The organism is Nocardiopsis sp. CA-288880 (genome assembly GCF_050955985.1).
GTDB lineage: Bacteria > Actinomycetota > Actinomycetes > Streptosporangiales > Streptosporangiaceae > Nocardiopsis > Nocardiopsis tropica.
This window is the reverse complement of sequence record NZ_CP192105.1, coordinates 4,827,232-4,845,448: the sequence shown is the minus strand read 5'-3', so window position 1 is coordinate 4,845,448 and position 18,217 is coordinate 4,827,232. Positions and strand designations below refer to the sequence as shown.

Genomic DNA, 18,217 nt, shown 5'->3' with positions numbered 1-18,217 from the left:
GGGCGACGACGGAGCACCCACAGGAAAGGAACGGGATCAGGAAATGCGTCCACTCGGAAACACCCTCATCACCGGAGGAGCGTCCGGCCTGGGAGCCGCGACGGCCGAGGCCGTGGCGGCCGAGGGCGGCCGCCCGATCGTCCTCGACAGGCAGCACCCCGGCAACGACCTGCCCTTCGAGCAGGTCGACCTGGCGGACCGCGAGGGCGTCGAACGCGCCGTCCACCGCGTCGCCGTCCAGCACGGACGCATCGACGCACTGGTCAACGCGGCCGGGACCGACGCCTGCGGCACCCTCCTCGACGTGTCGGCCGAGGACTGGGAGCGCGTCGTCCAGGTCAACCTGATCGGCACCGCCTCCGTGACCAGGGCGGCCCTGCCGCACCTGCGCGCCTCCCGGGGGACGGTGGTCAACTGCGCCTCCACGCTGGGGTTGCGCGCGCTCAGCGACGCCACCGCCTACTGCGCCTCCAAGTTCGGGGTCGTGGGCTTCACGAGGGCGCTGGCCGCCGAACTCGCCGGACAGGTGGGGGTGACCCTCCTGGTGCCCGGAGGCATGAGCACCTCCTTCTTCGACGACCGCCCCGACCAGTACAAGCCGGGGCCGGACGCCAAGCTCAACACCCCGGAGAACGTGGCCCGGACGGTGCTGTTCGCGCTCCGCCAGCCGCCCGGCTGCGAGGTCCGCGAGATGGTCGTGTGCTCCTCCGAGGAGTCCTCGTGGCCCTAGGACGTGTTCCGCGGACCGTTCCGGGCCCGTGCCGGTCCACGGGGGCGCCGGGCCTGCCGGGGGCGTCCGCGGACCGCGCCGGACGTCCGCGCAGGGGGCGCCCCGCCGCCGACCGGGTGAGGCGGGCGCCGCCGGACCGGTCGCGGGACCCCGGGAGCAGTGCCTGGCTCCCCGCCGCGCATGACGGCGGGGCCGACCCTTCGAGGAGGTGGGCAGCAATGCGAGAGCCCGTAGCGACAAAGACGGCCCTGGTCACCGGTGGAGCCGGATTCCTCGGTTCCCATCTGTGCGACCGGTTGCTGGAGAGGGGGATACGCGTGGTGTGCCTCGACAACTTCGCCACAGGACGCGCGGAGAACGTGGAGCACCTGGCCGGACATCCCTGGTTCGAGCTGACGGAGGCGGACCTGACGGAGCCGTTCAGCCTCGACACACCCGTCGACACGGTCTTCCACCTGGCCTCGGCGGCCTCGCCGCCCGACTACCTGAGCATGCCGGTGGAGACGCTGGAGGTGGGGAGCCTGGGCACCCGCAACGCCCTGGCTGTGGCGCGGGAGCACGGAGCGCGCCTGGTCCTCGCCTCCACCAGCGAGGTCTACGGCGATCCGCTGGAGCATCCGCAGCGCGAGACCTACTGGGGCAACGTCAACCCCGTGGGGCCGCGCAGCGTGTACGACGAGGCCAAGCGCTACGCCGAGTCCCTGACGATGGCCCACCACCGGGCCTACGGGGCCGACGTGGGCATCGCGCGGATCTTCAACTGCTACGGGCCCCGCATGCGCCCCGACGACGGGCGCATGGTGCCGACCTTCGTGAACCAGGCGCTGGAGGGGCGCCCGCTGACCGTCGCCGGGGACGGGCACCAGACGAGGTCGCTGTGCTACGTGGACGACACGGTGCGCGGCCTCATCGCCCTCGCCGAGAGCGACGCCACGGGCCCCGTCAACATCGGCAGCGACGAGGAGCTGACCGTCAGGTCCCTGGCACTCGCCGTCCTGAACCTCACGGGGGCACGGTCCCGGATCACCTTCGTCGACCGCCCCGAGGACGACCCGCACTACAGGCGCCCCGACATCCGGCTGGCCGGCGAACTGCTGGGCTGGCGTCCCCTCCTGCGGCTGGACGAGGGGCTCAGACGCACCATCGCCTACTTCCTGGACCAGGACGTCCGCGTGGCGGGCTGGGTCGAGCGGGCGGTGCCCGTCAACGAGACGGACCGGGCGAGGTGAACGGCCATGGGCAACGCCGGAGGGGAGCGGGTCACCGTCGTGGTGGCCACACGCAACCGGGTCGAGGAGCTCCGGCGCACACTGCGCCACCTGGAGAAGCTGGACCCGCGGCCCGCCGTGGTGGTCGTGGACAACGCCTCCGCCGACGGCACGGCCGAGGCCGTCGGTTCCGCCTTCCCGGACGTCCTGCTCGTCAGGAGACCGCACAACACGGGGTGCGTCGCCCGCAACACGGGGGTCCTGTACGCGGACACGCCCTATGTGGCCTTCTGCGACGACGACTCCTGGTGGGCCCCGGGAGCGCTGGAGCGGGCCGCCGATGCGCTCGACGCCCATCCCCGACTGGCACTCGTCGCGGCCTCGGTGGCGGTGGGGGAGGAGGAGCGGCCGGACCCGGTCAACCAGGACCTGCTGCGGAGCCCGCTGCCGCGGTCCGAGGGCCTGCCGGGCCCCAGGATCCTGGGCTTCCTGGCCTGCGCAGCCGTGGTCCGGCGCAGCGCCTTCGAGGAGGTCGGCGGTTTCGACCCGCTCCTGTTCTTCGGAGGGGAGGAGGCGCTGCTGGCCCAGGACCTGGCGGCGGCGGGTTGGGAGCTGTGCCACCTCAGGGACGTGCTCGTCCACCACCACCCCTCGGCGGCCCGGCCGCCGGGGGTGTGGCGCAGGTCCCTGGAGGAGCGCAACGCGCTGCTGACCGTCTGGCTGCGCCGCAGCCCGGGGACCGTGCTCGCCCGGACCGCGCGCCTGGCGGCGCGTTCGCTGCGCGACCCCGCCTGCCGCCGGGGGCTGGCCGGCGCCGTGGCGCGGCTGCCCTCCGCGGTGAGGCGGCGGCGACCGCTGCCGGGCCGCGTGGAACGCGACCTGGCCCTGTTGGAGCGGGCATGACGGGCGGGGGGAGGCCTCGGATCGGGGTCGTCGTCATCACGCACAACCGGCGCGACACCCTGCTCCACACCCTCCGGCGCCTGGAGGAGCTGGAGCCGAGGCCTCCCGTCGTGGTCGTCGACAACGCCTCCGCCGACGGGTCCCCGGACGCCGTCGCCCGGGAGCACCCGTGGGCGGTGCTCGTCCGTGCCCGTGTGAACCTGGGCGGGGTGGGGCGCAATATCGGGGTGGAGGCCCTGGACACGCCCTACGTGGCGTTCTGCGACGACGACACGTGGTGGGGGCCGGGCTCGCTGGAGCGCGCCGCGGACCTCCTGGACGCGCACCCCGGCCTGGGCTCGGTGACCGCGCGCATCCTGGTCGAACCCGGGGGGCGGGAGGACCCCATCACGGCCGAGCTCCGCGACTCGCCGGTCCCGGCGCCCGCCTGGCTCCCGGGACCGGCGCTCCTGGGCGTCCTCGCCGGAGCCACGGTCTTCCGCGGCTCCGCGTTCCGGCGGGCCGGGGGCTTCTCGCGGCGGCTGTGGATCGGGGGCGAGGAGGAGCTCCTCGCACTGGACATGGCCACGGACGGGTGGTGGATGTGCTGGGACGAGGGCATGGTCGTCCACCACGCCGCCTCACCGGTGCGCGACCCCTCCGCACGCCGCCGGCTGGGGCTGCGCAACACCCTGTGGACGGCGTGGTTGCGCCGTCCCGCCGGCGGGGCCCTGCTCCACACGTGGTGGGTGCTCCGGTCGGCCCCGTTCGACGTCTCGACCCTGAGGGCGGTCCTGGCGGCGGCGGGGGGAGCGGGATGGGTCGCCCGGGAGCGGAAGGTGCTGCCGGCCGAGGTCGAGAGCGGGCTCCGGCTGCTCCAGGGCCCGCGCAGCCGCTCCCGGGCCCGCCGCTACGTCGGGTGAGGCAGCCGTGGCGCGGGCCGGATGCGGGCGCGCCCCGCCGGGGGCGCACGGGAGGGGCCGTCCGGGGGCGGCCCCTCGGCCCCTGCCCCCGGCCCGGCCCTCACGGCCGGTTCCCGCCGAGGAGCTCGTCGACGTGCTCGAACTCGTCGAGCAGGCGCCGGGTCTCGATGAGGAACACCCCGTAGGGCCGGGTCGGGTCGCCCAGCGGCGGGGTGCGGTCGCCGCCGTCCGCGCAGACGCCCTCCAGGGCGGACTCGTGCCGCCGGACGCCCTCGACCGCCTCGTGGAACCGCTCCGCCTGCGCACGCGCGCGCAACCCGTCCGGCTCCTCCAGCACGCGCAGCGACGAGGCGACCGACTGCACGAGCTCGCCGCACCGCACCAGGAACTCCCAGTGGGGGTCGGCGCGATCGTCCTTCTGCCACCGGTCCAGGGCCCGCGCCAGGGACTCGACCTGTCTGACGGCCCTCTCCAGGCTGTCGACGAGCTGCTCGTAGAACTGCGGCCGGGGCTCGGAGCGCCCCCGCCTGCCCAGGACCCGGCGCGGGTTGTAGTACACGCTCTCCCGGGCGGTCCCGACGGCCAGCCGGGCCTGCCGGACGGCCGGGTCGAGCGCGTCGGCCCGCTGCCTCCACCACGCGGTCGTGGACTCGTCGGTCCGCCCCTCCAGCAGGCCCCGGCTCATGTCCGCGCACAGGTGGCGCAAGGAGCCGACCAGGGTCCGCAGGGCGGACTCGGCGCTGCGGAACCGCAGGGGCGGGAACACGAGGAGGTTGACGGCCACGCCGATCGCGCTCCCCACGAGGACCAGCAGCACGATCTGGCCGAGCTGGGAGAGCCGCTCCACCGTTCCCGAGGCGGACACGTACGTGGCGAAGGCGAAGAACGCGGCGGTGGCGACCTGGGTCCCGTACTGGCCGAGGGCACGCCACTGCCCCACGCCCAGGGCGACGAGCGCCACGAGGACGAACGTGAGGATGTCCGGGCCCGCCGTCAGCGCGGACACGGCCTGGAGGGCGACCCCCAGGACGATGGCGCCGACGAAGCGCAGGGACTGCACGACGGACTGGTAGACGGTCACCTGCACCATCAGCACCGCCGAGAACGGGGCGAACGCCGGGCTCGGCGCCGCCATGAGGTGGTGGGCGACGAGCCACGCCAGGGTGGCGGCGAGGGCGCCCTTCGCCACCAGGGCCAGGGTGTGCCGCTCGTAGTTCCCCGAGGCCGTGGACCTGGTCAGCCATACCCGGACCCGTGTGTACCAGTCCGTCCCGGATCCCGCCCGCTCGCCGGAGCCCCTCGCCCCCACGGCCCTCTTCAGGAAGTCTCCTCGCACATCCTCCCCCTCGGTTCGTACGGAACGGCCGACGCCGCGTCGGGCCCTGCGGAGAGCCGGCCCGCGCGGCACGAGGTTCTTCCGGTCCTTCGGAGGCAGGACGGTCGGGGGGCGCGCACCGGACGCGCCGTCCGGCCTCCGGCCCCCGGCGCCGGCGCGCCCGGGGGCGATCGTGCATGTAGCTGCCCCACAGGGAGCCGCCGAAACGGCCGGGGCGTGCGAGGCCCCGACGACGTCGGCCAAGGGCCTCCGACCGCCTCTTCGAGAGGGAGGGGCCGGCGGGAGGCGTTCGGGAACGCGGCCGGAACCCCCACGGGCCCGGGTTCGCCGTCCCCGGGCGCGTGCGGTGCGCCGTGCCCGGGGACGGCGGTCCCGGGAGCCTCAGGCGCGGGCGTGCGCGTGGTCGTGCAGGCCGTGGACGTCCCATTCCGGGAAGGGGTCCCGGAGCGATTCCCAGGGCGCGGCGAGTTCGTCGTCGGTGAGCAGGCAGGAGCGCAGGGCCCGGTCCAGGGAGTCGCGCCGCAGGGAGGCGCCGATGAACACCAGCTCCTGGCGGGGTTCCACCGGTTCGCTGTCCGCCAGGTCCTCGGGCGCGTAGCCCAGGGCGGCCCCGTCGGCCGGGTCCCACACCCCAGCGGGCTCGAACCGGGCCACCGGTCCCGCCTGGGACCACAGCCCCGTGGTCCGGGCGCGGGTCGCCAGCCAGAAGAAGCCCTTGGTCCGCAGGATCGTGCCGTGCCGGTCCCCGTCGAAGCCCGCCGAGACCAGCTCCCAGAGCCGTTCGGGGTGGAAGGGGCGGTCGGCGAGGAACACCAGGCTGGAGATCCCGTACTCCTCCGTCTCGGGCACGTGGTCGCCGTTGAGCTCGGCCACCCACCCCGGTGCGCGGGAGGCGCGTTCGAGGTCGAACCGGTCGGCCCCCACCAGTTCGCGCGGGTCGACGCGGCCGTGCGTGACGCGCAGGACCCGGGCGAGGGGGTTGAGCCTGCGCACGGCCGCCTCCACCCGCTCGGCCTCCTGCGCGGTGACCAGGTCGGTCTTGGTGACGAGGAGGAGGTCGGCGAACTCCACCTGGTCGACGAGCAGGTCGCTGACCGTGCGCTCGTCGTCCTCGTAGGCGTCGAGTCCGCGTTCGGCCAGGTCGTCGCCCTTGTCGAGTTCCGTGAGGAAGTTCGCGGCGTCGACCACCGACACCATCGTGTCCAGCCGCGCCCCCTCCAGGAGGGGGCGTCCGTCCGGGCCGGGGACGGCGAAGGTCGCCGCCACCGGCATCGGTTCGGAGATGCCGCTGGACTCGATCAGCAGGTGGTCGAACCGGCCCTGTTCCGCGAGTCGGGAGACCTCCTCCAGCAGGTCGTCGCGCAGGGTGCAGCAGATGCAGCCGTTGGTCATCTCCACCAGGCGCTCGTCGGTCCGGGACAGGCGGCCCTCGCCCCGGACCAGCTCGGCGTCGATGTTGATCTCGCTCATGTCGTTGACGATGACCGCGACCCGCAGGCCGTCCAGGTTGCCGAGGAGGTGGTTGAGCAGGGTCGTCTTGCCCGCGCCGAGGAAACCGGACAGCACGGTCACCGGGAGCCCGTCGGGTGCGCTCATGGCCTCAGCCCTCCGGGAGGAGCTTGTACAGCCCGGCCCCGGTGGGGCCGTGCGGCACGGCCCGCAGGCCGTGGGGCGAGGTCTCGGCGCGCAGCGCGTCCTCGGTGATCGTCCACCAGTCGTAGCGGACGTCGTCGGAGGCGATGACCCGCCCGCCCCCGTGGACCTCGTAGGTCATGTGCCAGTTCACCCGCTCCGGGCCGCTGGGCTCGGCGGCGGCCCAGCCGACGTAGGAGCGGTCGCCGAGGCGGACCTCGCTCATCCGCGCCCGTTCCACCCGCTCGGGCTTCAGCGGTGCGGCGAGGTTGAGCAGGATGAACGCCCCGGGGGCCAGGCGCGGGGCCAGGTCCTCCCAGAGCCGGTCGCGCTCGTGCGGGCTGAAGTGCCCGATGAGGTTGGCCATCACCATCCCGCCGATCCGGTCGGGCAGGTAGGCCGAGAGCAGGTCGTCGCCGTCCACGGTCACCCGGTCGCGCAGGTCGGCGTCCTCGGCGATCCGCGAGAGCAGCACCGTCCTCAGCGGGAGGGAGGGCTCGACGGCCAGGATCCGGGCCCCGGGCAGGGCGGCGGCCACGAGGCGGGTCCCGTGGCCCCCTCCGGCGCCGGCGTCCACCACGGGGCCGGCGCCGGAGGGGAGTTCCCACAGAGCCTCGACGAGGGTCTCCCCGTGGTGCTCCCACCAGCCCGCGATCATGATGTCGATGTACTGCCCGGAACGGGCGTAGGGGTCGTTGTGTTCAGGCACGGTGCGTCTCCTCGCCGAGGTGGTGCGCCCTGGTCGGGGTGGTGGTCGTGGCCGTTCCCGAGGCGCCGCGGCCCCTCGGGAACGGCCGGGGCCGGGCGCCCCGCTCCGGCCGGGGCGGGGCGCCCGCGGGTCTTCCGCTACCAGCTGGACTTGGTGATGCCCGGCAGCTCCCCGCGGTGGGCCATCTCCCGGAAGCGGATGCGGGAGAGGCCGAACTTGCGGAGGTGCCCCCGCGCGCGGCCGTCCACCGAGTCGCGGTTGCGCACCCGGGTCGCGCTGGCGTCGCGGGGCTGGCGGCGCAGTTCGGCGAGGGCCGCGGCGCGCGTCTCCTCGCCGGTGCGGGGGTTCTTGACGAGCTGCTTCAGCTCGGCGCGGCGCTCCGCGTAGCGGGCGACGACGGCCTTGCGCTGCTCGTTGCGGGCGATCTTGCTCTTCTTCGCCATCTCAGACCTTCTCCCCGCGGGCGCGGATGTCCGCGACGACGCGCTCGATCCCGCGCGCGTCGATGACCTTCATGCCCTTCGTGCTCACCCGGAGCCTGACGAAGCGCTGTTCGGCGGGCAGCCAGTACCGCTTGCTCTGGATGTTGGGGTCGAACCTGCGCTTGGTCCGCCTGTGGGAGTGGGAGACGGCGTTTCCGAAGGAAGGGGACTTCCCCGTGACCTGGCATACGCGGGACATGTGACTCCTTGTCTTTCCAGGACCGTTTCCGGTCCTTCTCAGGCCTTCTGCGTCGGCGTGTTGGAGGGGTAGGGCAGCAGGGCCGTCTCGCGGGCGTTCTTGACCGCCGCGGCGATCAGCCGCTGCTGGCGTGCGGTGACCCGGGTCACCCTGCGGCTGCGGATCTTCCCCTTCTCGGAGATGAACTTGCGCAGGAGGGCGGTGTCCTTGTAGTCGACGTAGTCCTGTTCGCCCAGGGGGTTCGTGAAGTTCCGCGACGTCTTGCGCTTGTCGGAACGGCGTGCTGAAGCGGTCATGCTCACCTTTCTGAGAACTCCGCGAAGGGGTCGGTGCTGAATTCCTGGCCCGTCTCCTCGTCGGTGACCAGGCAGGAGTCCAGCAGTGATTCCAGGGCCGCGGTGTCGAGGCCGACACCGACGAAGGAGAGGTGCTGGCGCCGGTCGCCCGCCTCGGGGTCCCAGTCCAGGAGCGCGGAGACGCGCCTGGCCTCGGGGGCGAGGTCCATGGCGGCCGGGGGCAGGGCGTCCATCCACGGGCCGCCGTCCTCCACCAGGAGCAGCGCCCCGAACGACTCCCAGACGAGGAGGGTGTCGGCCTGGCTGGCGAGCCAGAACCGCCCCCGGCCGCGGACGCTCGTGGACAGCACCTGTTCCAGGGCGTCGGCGAACCTCTGGGGGTGCAGGGGGCGGGTCCGGGTCCAGGTGAAGGTGCGCACGCGCCCGTCGATGCGGTCGCCGTACTGGGCCCAGGCCGGGTTGGACCGGGCGTGGGCGGCCCCCGGGTCGAAGAGGCCCCGTGTCGGGTCGATCGCCCGGGACCCGGGGAGCGCGACGACCGCCGCGGGGTTGAGGTGCTCCACCAGGGCGTGCGCCTCGCTCCCGGCGTCGGCCCCGTACAGGTCGATCACCGAGGGGTACTCGATCTGCCTGGTGAGCACCTCGCTCACGGTGCGGTTGTCGTCCTCGGCGATGTCCAGGCCGCGGTCGCCCAGGTCGTCGTCGCTGAGCAGGTCCTCGACCAGGCGGCCGGCGTCCACCGCGCCGACGACGGCGACCAGGCGAAGGGTCCCCTCGTGGGCGATCGCCTCGGCGATCAGCTTGGGTTCGACGCCGTCCCAGGCCTCCACGACGCACAGGCCGGGAGGGTCCTCCGCCGCCATGCGGAGCAGGTGGGGGATCAGGTCCTCCCGCAGCGTGCACGAGGCGCAGGCGTGGACGAGGTCGACGTGCTCGCGTTCGACCCGTCCTGTGGCGTCCCGGACCACGCGGTGGACGATCCCCTCCCCGATCTCCTCCAGGTCGTGGTGCACGGACACCGATCCTGGGGACGTGGCGAGCAGTTCGTCGACCGAGAGTCCACGTGCCGACCGGTGTATGCCGGTGACCAGGACCACGCGCATGTGCCCTCCTTCCCGTAGGGGCTTTCACCAAGGAAGTGAAAACGATTATCGTTTCCGAAAGTCTACAGGGTGTTCGGAGGGGTGCGTCCACGGCCCCTCGGGGGCGGGGTCCGGTTCGTCGGTGCCGTGCGGCCGGGCCGGGACGCCGGGGTCCTGCCCCGGCCGCGCGGGTCCGGGGGCGGCGCGGGCAGCACGAAGCCCCCGCTCCGGACCGGGGGTCCTGTGGGGAGCGGGGGCTTCTCGTGCCGGGGCGGCGGGCCGGGCGGCCCTACCGGTCGGGGCGGGCCGCGGGGGAGGTCACCGCCGACTCGGGTCCTCTTCGCGGGCGGGTTCGGCCGGAGAGGCGTCCGCGGGCTGCCCGTCGAGCGTCCGGTCGACGGCCGAGGCCAGCTCGGCCAGCCAGGCCAGGTGGCTCCGCAGAGCCGTGCGCCCCTCGGGGGTCAGGCGGAACCACGTCTTGGGGCGGCGTCCGACCGCTCCCTTGCGGACGTCGAGGTAGCCCGCGGTCTCGAGGGTGCGGCTGTGCTTCGACACCATCGGGTCGCTGACGCCGAGCAGGTCGCGGACGGTGGCGAAGTCGACCCAGTCGGCGCTCTGCAGGAGCGCGCACATCGCCAGCCGGGGGCCGGTCTCCAGGATCGGCCGGCGCCCGGTGGCGCTTGCACCGGGTTCGCCGTCGCCGGGGCGGTCCGGCTCGGTCACGGCTTGACCCGGCCGGCCTCGATGCTCCGGCGCATGGCCGCGCGGACGAGCATGTACCCCACGAGCATGACGGCCGCGACGGGGACCAGGGCGGCGAGCGCGAGGCCCATGTGTCCGTGGTCGACCAGGGCCTGGATGCCGAGGAAGCCGGCGCCGGTGGCGGCCAGGGTGGCGACCCACAGGATCCGGGCGCCGGGGTAGGAGGTGACGCGGCGCGGGAGGTACACGCCGGTGCGCCGCCGCCGGACGATCGCGTAGACCGCGGACGCCGCGGCCAGGACGACCAGGCCCCAGTCGAGGTAGGCGCCTTCGGTGGGGAGGAGCGCCCTCCAGATCGGAAGGCCCGCGATCAGCGTGCCGGCGAACGCGAGGAACACCCAGTAGGAGCCGGGCAGTGAGGCGTGGGCGGCGATCCTGCTGCGGGCCTCGGCGACTTGGTCGAGCTCGGGAGTGCTGGCCATGTCTGTCTCCTCTTTGGTATCTACTTTCCTTTTGGAAAGTAGATACCAAAGAGTGGGTGATGTCAACGGCAGAGGGGCCGCCGCGGGCCGTCGGCTTCGCCGGTGGGCGGGTGTTCTCCCAGGTCGGGGCGGGGCGGGGCGAATCCACAGAAAAACGGGGGTCCGGCGGTCCCCTCGGAGGGGAGCGGGGCGGACCGGTCGGGAAGACCGGCCGGTTCCGGCTGCCGCGTGCGTGAGACGGGCCGTTGCGCCGGGAGGGCGGGCGCCCCGCAGTCGCCCCGGCCGCAGGAGGTTCGCGGCCCCGGTCACCGGGGCGTCGGAGTGTCCTCGCGCGTCACACGCCGACGGAGGGGTCCAGGAGCACGGCCCGGCCCTCCATCCAGTTCTGTCCCGTGAGGCGGCGGAACGCCTGGACGAGGTGGTCGCCGAAGTCGAAGGAGGGGTCCAGGAGCCACTGGGCCTGGAGGCCGTCCCAGGTCGCGAGGAACTGGCGGGCGACCCCGACCGCGTCGAGGCCGGGGTGGGCCGTGCCCGCGCGCTGGCGGTGGCGCACCACCCGGGCGAAGTGCGCCACGGCCTCCCGGTTGTGGTGGGAGAGGAACTCCTGGGCCGGGTGGTCGGGGGAGGTGGCGCGGCCCAGGAGCGCGGTGTGCAGGCGCATGATGTGCGTCCGCTCCGCCGTGGTGTCCACGAACGCGCGCAGGTCGTCCAGGCTCATGGCGGGGTCGGACGTGAAGGGCCGCAGCGCGGTCTCCTCGTCGGACAGCTCCAGGGCGGCGACGAGGAGGTGCTCCTTGGTGGGGTAGTGGTACAGCGCGGTGGCCTCGCTGGTCCCGGCCCGCCGGGCGGTCCCGGCCGTGGTGACCCGCTCGTGGCCCTCCTCCAGCACGGTGTCGAGCACCGCTCGGGCGATGCTCCTGCGGCGCTCGGTCGAACGGGCGTAGGGGCCGCGCGACCCGGTGGAGGTGGTGCTCATGGTGATCACTCTAGGCTTCCCCCAAAACCGATGTCGACTCGAATTTCCTCGAAGCGATGCCCTTGTTCCGACTTCTGACAGGCCGGTATGCTGCGAATCCCTCGCGAAAACACATCTTCACTCAGTTTTGATGGACCGTCCCGCGCCGTCCACCGCACGGCGGCGGCACCGCCGTCCCCCGCGCCCGCGGGGCGCGGAGCGGTCCGGGCCCGACGCCCGGCCCCGGCACGGTCCGGGCGGCGCGCCGCGGGGGAACCCACGACCGACACGAAGGAGCTCGTGCCTTGAACGCACACCCCGGACCCGTCCCCGACCTGAGCGGGCTCACCCTCGCGGAGCTGGCCTCGCTGAGCGGCGGCGCCGACTTCTGGAGCACCAAGGCCGTGGGGGAGGTCCCCTCCCTCGTGCTCACCGACGGGCCGCACGGGGTGCGCCGCCAGGCCGGCGCCACCGACCACCTCGGGCTCGCCGAGAGCCTGCCCGCGACCTGCTTCCCCCCGGCCGTGGGCCTGGCCCAGAGCTGGGACCCCGACCTGGTCCGGCGGGTGGGCGCCGCCCTCGGGACCGAGGCCGGCGCCCTGGGGGTCGACGTGCTCCTGGGCCCGGGGATCAACATCAAGCGCGACCCGCGCGGCGGACGCAACTTCGAGTACTACTCCGAGGACCCCTTCCTCACCGGCGTCCTCGGCGGCGCCTGGGTGACCGGGCTCCAGGGCACCGGCGTGGGCGCCTCGCTCAAGCACTTCGCCGCCAACAACGCCGAACACGACCGGATGCGCTCCAGCTCGAACATCGACCCGCGCACGCTGCGCGAGATCTACCTGCGCGCCTTCCAGAAGGTCGTGCGCACGTCCGCCCCGTGGACCGTGATGTGCTCCTACAACCGCATCAACGGCGTCTACGCCTCCGAGGACCACTGGCTGCTCACCACCGTGCTGCGCGAGGAGTGGGGCTTCGACGGCGTGGTCGTCAGCGACTGGGGCGCGGTGCGTGACCGCTCCGCCTCGGTCCCGGCGGGGCTGGACCTGGAGATGCCCGGCGACGGCGGCGCGAGCGACGCACGTCTGGTCGCCGCGGTGGAGGACGGCTCCTGCTCACCGGAGGACGTCCGCACGGCCGCCTCCCGCGTGGCCGCGCTGGCCGCGAAGGCGGCCGGCGCCCGCGGGGAGCGCGCGGCACAGGAGGCGGGGACCCACGAGGTCGGGGCTCGGGACGCCGAGGCGCACCACGCGCTCGCCCGCGAGGTGGCGGCGCGGTGCGTCGTCCTGCTCAGGAACGAGGGGGGACTCCTGCCGCTGGCGCCGGGCTCCTCGGTCGCCGTGATCGGCGGGTTCGCCCAGAACCCGCGCTACCAGGGCGGCGGCAGCTCCCACGTCAACCCCACGCGCCTGGACGTGCCCCTGGAGGAGATCCGCGCCCTGGCGGGGGAGGGCACGGTCACCTTCTCCCACGGGTACACCGAGGGGGAGGACGGCGACGCGGGCCTGCGCGAGCAGGCGGTGCGCGACGCGGAGAACGCGGACGCCGCAGTGGTGTTCCTCGGCCTCGCCGAGCACCAGGAGTCCGAGGGCTTCGACCGGGACCACATCGAACTGCCCGCCGAGCAGCTCGACCTGCTCGCCGCCGTCGTGGGCGCGCAGCCCCGCACGGTCGTCGTGCTCTCCCACGGCGGCGTGCTGCGCCTGGCCCCGGTCGCCGAACTCGCCCCGGCGATCCTCGATGGGGCACTGCTCGGCCAGGCGGGCGGCGGCGCGATCGCCGACGTGCTGTTCGGCCGGGTCAACCCGTCCGGGCGGCTGGCCGAGACGGTGCCGGTGCGGTTGCAGGACACCCCCGCGTACCTGAACTTCCCCGGGGAGAACTCGGCGGTGCTCTACGGCGAGGGCCTGTACGTGGGCTACCGCTGGTACGACGCCCGCGAGACGGAGGTGGCCTTCCCCTTCGGGCACGGGCTGTCCTACACCAGCTTCGCCTACTCCGACCTGGGGCTGGAGCAGGACGGGACCGGCGTCACGGCGAGCCTGACCGTGACCAACACCGGCGACCGGGCCGGGCGCGAGGTCGTGCAGTTCTACGTCTCCAAGCCCGACTCGGCCGTGTCGCGGGCGCCCCGCGAGCTGAAGGGCTTCGCCGGCGTGACCCTGGAGCCCGGACAGAGCGAGCGGGTCTCCGTGCTCCTGGCCCGTGAGGACCTGGCGTACTGGGACGTGCGGGTCGACCGCTGGGTGGTCGAGGGCGGCGAGTACACGGTGTCGGCCGGCGCGTCGAGCCGCGACCTGAGGGCCGAGGCCGCGGTCACGGTCGAGGGCGACGAGCTGCGGCTTCCCGTGACGCTCGACTCGACGCTGGGCGAGGTCATGGCCGACCCGCGGGCGGCGGCCGTGCTCGGCGAGGTGCTCTCCTCCTCGCCGCTGGCCTCCGACGACTCCTCCGCGCTGGGCATGGACATGGTCCGCATGATGGCCTCCATCCCGCTGGGCCGCCTCGCGTCCTTCGGGCCGGTGGGGCGCGAGGAGCTCGAAGCCCTCATCGCCCGCATCAACCAGGAGGCGTGAGCGAAGGGCCGCCGTCCCCGCAGCGGGACGGCGGCCCCCTTCCCTCCGGTCCCGGCCGCGTCCCCGGCGGATCCGGGACCCGGCGTTCCCTCACCGCGCCGAGCGCAGGGAGAGCCCTCGCGAACCTGCGTTCCCCGAATGAGAAGGCGGGGTGAACGGAGGTGGACCTTCGTATGAAGGACCACGTCAAACGAGCTGAGGAAACTTAAACGCTGTTTCGGTGGATATTTGGGGGCTTTGGGTGATCCTTGTGAGCTTCGAGGCGAAATGCGCAGTTAGTTGCCCTTGTGGTCTGTGTGTGCATCAAAAGTGATGTACAACACTGAAAAAATGTCCGGGAAGTCCTGATAACTTCCTGATCGGTCCCAGGTCGCCACCAAGGTCCCGCTCCCATGGCGAGACATCCCCGCTCGGTGTTCCCCCTTCTGGGCTAGAGAGCACTTTGCCATGCCCCGCGCCGTGCCAGCACTGAGCGCTGCCGTTTTGTCGGCCGTGTTGCTCACGCCCTTCCTCGCCTCCACCTCCCATGCGGCACCGGACCTGTCCGAGGACGATGGGTCGGTGGCCACTGCCGAGCTCCTGGAGGGGGAGGCGCTCCGACAGGTCCAGGAGACCGGCGAAGCCGTCGAGATCACCGCCGCCACCACCGAGACCACCCGACACCTCGCCAACCCCGACGGCAGCTTCACCATGGAGCAGAGCGCCTTCCCGGTGCGGGTCAGGACCCAGGAAGGCTGGACGCCGGTCGACACCGACCTGGTCGTGGCCTCGGACGGCCGCCTTCGCCCAAGGTCGGTCAGCGCGGACATCGCCTTCTCCGGCGGGGGAGACCGGGCCCTGGCCGGCATCGGCATCGGCTCCAACTCCGTCGACCTGGGTTGGCACCAGGACCTGCCGGTCCCTACCATCGACGGCCCCCAGGCCACCTACGCCGACGTCCTACCGGATGTGGACCTGGTCCTCACCGCGGGGGTGGACGGGTTCGGACAGGTGCTGGTGGTACACACGCCGGAAGCAGCCCTCCACGAGGATCTCGCCGAGCTCGAGATGACTCTGGCCACCACCGGTGTCACCATGCGCCTGGCCGAGAACGGCACCCTGGAAGCCCTCGGTGACCTGGGCCATGAGAGCGTCTTCACCGCGGTCGCCCCGGCCATGTGGGACTCCGGCGGCGCACAGGAGACCGGTGAGGACCCCACGCTGATGGCCCCCATGGGAGCGTGCACCGCACTCCTGGACGTGGACCTGACCACCGACAGCATCCGACTGGTACCCGACGCGGCCATGCTCGGCGACGCCGAGACCGCTTACCCCGTCTACATCGACCCCTCTCTCGCCGTAAGCAGGGTGGGCCGCACCTACGTCGACGCCAACTACCCGAGCCAGTCGTACTGGAACTACTCCACTTCCCACGACCCCGGCGTCGGCTACGAACCCAGCGACGGCAGTACCAAGCGCGCGTTCTGGCGCTTCAACGTCGACTCGCGCACCCGCGACGCCGACATCACCCGGGTCACGTTCCGTCCCAGGGTCACCCACGCCTACGGGTGCACCAACGCGCAGATCCAACTGTGGCGCACCGACGCCATCTCCTCCTCCACCACCTGGAGCAGGCAGAACACCACTGCGTTCTGGAACACCAGGCTCGATACCAGGACCATCAACGCCGGACGCTCCAACTGTCCCGGCGGCACCTCCCCGACGGTGGAGTTCGATGCCACCGACGGGTACGTGTTCAGCCGTGACGCGGGTAACGCCACCACCACGCTGGGCCTGCGCGGCAACGAGAGCAAGTCCTCCAGCAACCACGACTGGCGGCGCTTCGACTCCAACCCGACCCTGCAGGTGGACTACAACAACCCGCCCGAGATCCCGACCAAGGTCTCGGACTCCCACGGCGGCACCTGCTCCACCGACACGGACAACCCGCGCCTGGTCAACGAGACCCGGCCCACCTTCACCGCCTACGTCCGCGACCGTGACTCCACCTCCGCCAACCGCCAGAAGGTCAAGACGCGCTTCGCCTGGTGGGTGGACGGTGAGCAGGTCGGCGAAGTGGACTCCTCCTCCACCAAAGTGGCCGTCTGGTCCTCGGGCTCCTACCAGTCGGTGCGCTCCGGTGAACTGCCCGAGGACGTGCTGATTGGCTACCGCGCCAACGCCAACGACGGCACCTCCTGGTCTGGATGGACCGGCTACTGCTACCTGATGGTCAGCACCGCCCGCCCCGAACAGGGCCCCTCGGTCAGCTCCACCGACTATCCGGCCGGGGACGAGTTCCACGGTTCCCCTGGACTGCCCGGTGAGTTCACCCTCTCCAACAACGGTGTCGAGAACGCCCAGAGCTACTTCTACGCCCTCAACGACGACTCCTGTGTCACCGAGGCCGAGCCCGCGCAGCCAGGAGGCGAGGTGACGGTGACCCTCACCCCGCGCCTGGAGGGGCCCAACTGGGTCTACGCGCGCACGGTCGACGCCTTCGGCAACTCCTCCGACTGCGTGCTCGCCTATTCCTTCCTCGTGGCCGCCCCCAGCGACCCGGTCGCCCACTACACCTTCGACGAAGGACAGGGCAACCGCGCCGCTGACACTGCCAACCCAGACCAGGGCGCCACCCTCTCCGAGGGGGTGGACTGGATCCGCGGACGCGTCGGTTCGGTGGACAACCCCGACACCGACCCCACCCCCCGCCTGGAGGGCACTGCCGTCCACACCAGCGGCTACACCGCCGGCGACCCCGGACCTTACGACGAGATCACCGCTGACGCCTCGGCCGTTGACACCTCAGGAACCTTCTCCGTCTCGGCGTGGGTCAGGCTGGACCGCGCCCACGCCCACCACACAGCCGTCGCCCAGGAAGGCGAGGAACAGAGCGCCTTCCATCTCGGCTACCAGGGCAACACAGGTGAGTGGGTCTTCAAGATGTCCCCGGAGGACGAGTACTGGGACGGCTCACGCGAGTGGGCCAGCGTCACGTCTCCCGTACCCGCCGAGGTCGGGGTGTGGACCCACCTGCTCGGTACCCACGACGCGCAGACCGGTGAGATCACCCTGTTCGTCGACGGCGTCGAGCAGGGGACGGACACCCACACCGGACCGTGGAACGCCCGGGGGCCGCTCACCGTGGGGCGCGCCCTCTTCCAGGGAGTCGGCAACTACTACTGGCCCGGCGCGATCGACGACGCGAAGGTCTGGGACAGGCTCGTGCTGGACGAGACGGTGTCCGAGTCCGAGACCGACTCCGAGGTGTGGCGCCTGGCCAACCAGCCGGTGGCAGCCCAGGGCCGATGGATGCTCGACGAGTACGAGGGAACCGCGGTGGCCGACGCCACCGACCACGGACTCGACGCCGTCCTCAAGGCCGATCCCGCCACGGCGTGGAACCTGGCGGAGAACTCGTTCACCGCATCTCCGGGGCTGCGTCTCAACGGCGTTGAAGAGTACGTCGAAGCGACCGGACCCGCCCTGCGCACCGACAGGAGCCTCAGCGTCTCGGCATGGGTGCGCCTGGACGAGACCGGTGAGGCGGTCAACACCACCGCGGTGAGTCAGGCAGGCGAGTTCCAGAGCGGGTTCCATCTCGGCTACCAGGGGTCGCGTGGAGCGTGGGTGTTCAAGATGGCTCCTCACGACGAAGCTCCCACCTCCGGTTCGGCCGGATGGACCTACGCCTACTCCACGACCGCCGCCGGTCTGGGGGAGTGGAGCCACCTGGCCGGTGTCTACGACCACGCCACCGGAGAGCTGGTGCTCTACGTCAACGGTTTCGAGGAGTCCCGCGTGCCGGTGGACCACGCCTGGCACGCCGACGGCCCTTTCCGGATCGGCAGCGCCCAGCACAGCGGTTCCAACGCCTACCACTGGACCGGCGACGTCGATGACGTCCACGCCTACCAGGGAGTACTCGACCAGCGCGGTATCCACCACGTCCGGGACGGCGTCTTCCCCAGCACTTGAGGCTGCCCCGTCGCCACATCCCCCACCCCCCACCCCGTGATCGTCCCCTGCCCGTTCGGGCGGGGC

At 72.6% G+C, this 18,217-nt stretch carries 16 protein-coding genes; 6 read left to right on the top strand and 10 right to left on the bottom strand.

Going from position 1 to position 18,217, the window contains the following annotated elements:
* Nucleotides 1–43: 43 nt before the first annotated feature.
* The 4 genes from ACQPYD_RS21135 (at nt 44) to ACQPYD_RS21120 (ending at nt 3,743) form a co-directional block, all read left to right on the top strand.
* Entirely contained in the window at nt 44–730 is a 687-nt protein-coding gene (locus ACQPYD_RS21135) for an SDR family oxidoreductase (RefSeq protein ID WP_330157124.1), read from the top strand.
* 218 nt (nt 731–948) lie between these two features.
* Complete coding sequence (locus tag ACQPYD_RS21130) at nt 949–1,959, top strand: UDP-glucuronic acid decarboxylase family protein (protein WP_433697330.1); 1,011 nt, start codon at nt 949–951, stop codon at nt 1,957–1,959.
* Between the two features lie 6 nt (nt 1,960–1,965).
* Nucleotides 1,966–2,841 (top strand): glycosyltransferase family 2 protein, encoded by an 876-nt coding sequence (locus ACQPYD_RS21125; protein WP_433697329.1) that lies wholly within the window; start codon nt 1,966–1,968, stop codon nt 2,839–2,841.
* Nucleotides 2,838–3,743 (top strand): glycosyltransferase family 2 protein, encoded by a 906-nt coding sequence (locus ACQPYD_RS21120; protein WP_433697328.1) that lies wholly within the window; start codon nt 2,838–2,840, stop codon nt 3,741–3,743. The genes ACQPYD_RS21125 and ACQPYD_RS21120 overlap by 4 nt, the downstream gene beginning before the upstream one ends.
* 100 nt (nt 3,744–3,843) lie before the next feature.
* Here the strand turns inward: ACQPYD_RS21120 and ACQPYD_RS21115 are convergent, their stop codons facing one another.
* The 10 genes from ACQPYD_RS21115 to ACQPYD_RS21070 all read right to left on the bottom strand — a co-directional run bounded on the left by ACQPYD_RS21115 (nt 3,844) and on the right by ACQPYD_RS21070 (nt 11,639).
* Nucleotides 3,844–5,079, bottom strand: coding sequence for an FUSC family protein (locus tag ACQPYD_RS21115; protein WP_433697327.1), 1,236 nt, complete (start codon nt 5,077–5,079; stop codon nt 3,844–3,846).
* A 381-nt stretch (nt 5,080–5,460) separates the two neighbouring features.
* Nucleotides 5,461–6,675, bottom strand: coding sequence for a GTP-binding protein (locus tag ACQPYD_RS21110; RefSeq protein ID WP_433697326.1), 1,215 nt, complete (start codon nt 6,673–6,675; stop codon nt 5,461–5,463).
* A 4-nt stretch (nt 6,676–6,679) separates the two neighbouring features.
* Nucleotides 6,680–7,420, bottom strand: coding sequence for a class I SAM-dependent methyltransferase (locus tag ACQPYD_RS21105; protein ID WP_433697325.1), 741 nt, complete (start codon nt 7,418–7,420; stop codon nt 6,680–6,682).
* Nucleotides 7,421–7,557: 137 nt separating this feature from the next.
* Nucleotides 7,558–7,863, bottom strand: a complete 306-nt coding sequence (rpsN, locus tag ACQPYD_RS21100) for a 30S ribosomal protein S14 (RefSeq protein ID WP_433697324.1) — start codon at nt 7,861–7,863, stop codon at nt 7,558–7,560.
* A gap of 1 nt (nt 7,864) precedes the next feature.
* The gene (rpmB, locus tag ACQPYD_RS21095) at nt 7,865–8,101 is read right to left on the bottom strand and encodes a 50S ribosomal protein L28 (protein ID WP_433697323.1); all 237 of its coding nucleotides are present in this window, start codon (nt 8,099–8,101) and stop codon (nt 7,865–7,867) included.
* A 38-nt stretch (nt 8,102–8,139) separates the two neighbouring features.
* Nucleotides 8,140–8,397 carry a 30S ribosomal protein S18 gene (gene rpsR, locus ACQPYD_RS21090; RefSeq protein ID WP_433697322.1) on the bottom strand — a complete coding sequence of 86 codons (258 nt, stop codon included), beginning with the start codon at nt 8,395–8,397 and terminating at the stop codon, nt 8,140–8,142.
* 2 nt (nt 8,398–8,399) lie between these two features.
* Complete coding sequence (locus ACQPYD_RS21085) at nt 8,400–9,500, bottom strand: CobW family GTP-binding protein (RefSeq protein ID WP_433697321.1); 1,101 nt, start codon at nt 9,498–9,500, stop codon at nt 8,400–8,402.
* A gap of 297 nt (nt 9,501–9,797) precedes the next feature.
* Nucleotides 9,798–10,202 (bottom strand): winged helix-turn-helix domain-containing protein, encoded by a 405-nt coding sequence (locus ACQPYD_RS21080; RefSeq protein ID WP_433697320.1) that lies wholly within the window; start codon nt 10,200–10,202, stop codon nt 9,798–9,800.
* A complete protein-coding gene (locus ACQPYD_RS21075) occupies nt 10,199–10,663 on the bottom strand; it encodes a hypothetical protein (RefSeq protein WP_433697319.1) in 465 nt (154 codons plus the stop codon). The genes ACQPYD_RS21080 and ACQPYD_RS21075 overlap by 4 nt, the downstream gene beginning before the upstream one ends.
* 334 nt (nt 10,664–10,997) lie before the next feature.
* Nucleotides 10,998–11,639, bottom strand: a complete 642-nt coding sequence (locus tag ACQPYD_RS21070) for a TetR/AcrR family transcriptional regulator (protein ID WP_433697318.1) — start codon at nt 11,637–11,639, stop codon at nt 10,998–11,000.
* A gap of 284 nt (nt 11,640–11,923) precedes the next feature.
* On the opposite strand from ACQPYD_RS21070, the gene ACQPYD_RS21065 reads away from it, so the two are divergent.
* Entirely contained in the window at nt 11,924–14,194 is a 2,271-nt protein-coding gene (locus tag ACQPYD_RS21065; protein ID WP_433697317.1) for a glycoside hydrolase family 3 C-terminal domain-containing protein, read from the top strand.
* Between the two features lie 447 nt (nt 14,195–14,641).
* The gene (locus tag ACQPYD_RS21060) at nt 14,642–18,151 is read left to right on the top strand and encodes a LamG-like jellyroll fold domain-containing protein (RefSeq protein WP_433697316.1); all 3,510 of its coding nucleotides are present in this window, start codon (nt 14,642–14,644) and stop codon (nt 18,149–18,151) included.
* The last annotated feature ends 66 nt before the right edge of the window (nt 18,152–18,217 follow it).

What these genes read in the sequence shown, in the direction of transcription:
- ACQPYD_RS21060 (WP_433697316.1), top strand. Translation starts at nt 14,642, where the DNA reads ATGCCCCGCGCCGTGCCAGCACTGAGCGCTGCCGTTTTGTCGGCCGTG.
- ACQPYD_RS21130 (WP_433697330.1), top strand. Translation starts at nt 949, where the DNA reads ATGCGAGAGCCCGTAGCGACAAAGACGGCCCTGGTCACCGGTGGAGCC.
- ACQPYD_RS21075 (WP_433697319.1), bottom strand. Translation starts at nt 10,663, where the DNA reads ATGGCCAGCACTCCCGAGCTCGACCAAGTCGCCGAGGCCCGCAGCAGG.
- ACQPYD_RS21070 (WP_433697318.1), bottom strand. Translation starts at nt 11,639, where the DNA reads ATGAGCACCACCTCCACCGGGTCGCGCGGCCCCTACGCCCGTTCGACC.
- ACQPYD_RS21125 (WP_433697329.1), top strand. Translation starts at nt 1,966, where the DNA reads ATGGGCAACGCCGGAGGGGAGCGGGTCACCGTCGTGGTGGCCACACGC.
- rpsR (WP_433697322.1), bottom strand. Translation starts at nt 8,397, where the DNA reads ATGACCGCTTCAGCACGCCGTTCCGACAAGCGCAAGACGTCGCGGAAC.
- ACQPYD_RS21110 (WP_433697326.1), bottom strand. Translation starts at nt 6,675, where the DNA reads ATGAGCGCACCCGACGGGCTCCCGGTGACCGTGCTGTCCGGTTTCCTC.
- rpsN (WP_433697324.1), bottom strand. Translation starts at nt 7,863, where the DNA reads ATGGCGAAGAAGAGCAAGATCGCCCGCAACGAGCAGCGCAAGGCCGTC.
- rpmB (WP_433697323.1), bottom strand. Translation starts at nt 8,101, where the DNA reads ATGTCCCGCGTATGCCAGGTCACGGGGAAGTCCCCTTCCTTCGGAAAC.
- ACQPYD_RS21085 (WP_433697321.1), bottom strand. Translation starts at nt 9,500, where the DNA reads ATGCGCGTGGTCCTGGTCACCGGCATACACCGGTCGGCACGTGGACTC.
- ACQPYD_RS21135 (WP_330157124.1), top strand. Translation starts at nt 44, where the DNA reads ATGCGTCCACTCGGAAACACCCTCATCACCGGAGGAGCGTCCGGCCTG.
- ACQPYD_RS21120 (WP_433697328.1), top strand. Translation starts at nt 2,838, where the DNA reads ATGACGGGCGGGGGGAGGCCTCGGATCGGGGTCGTCGTCATCACGCAC.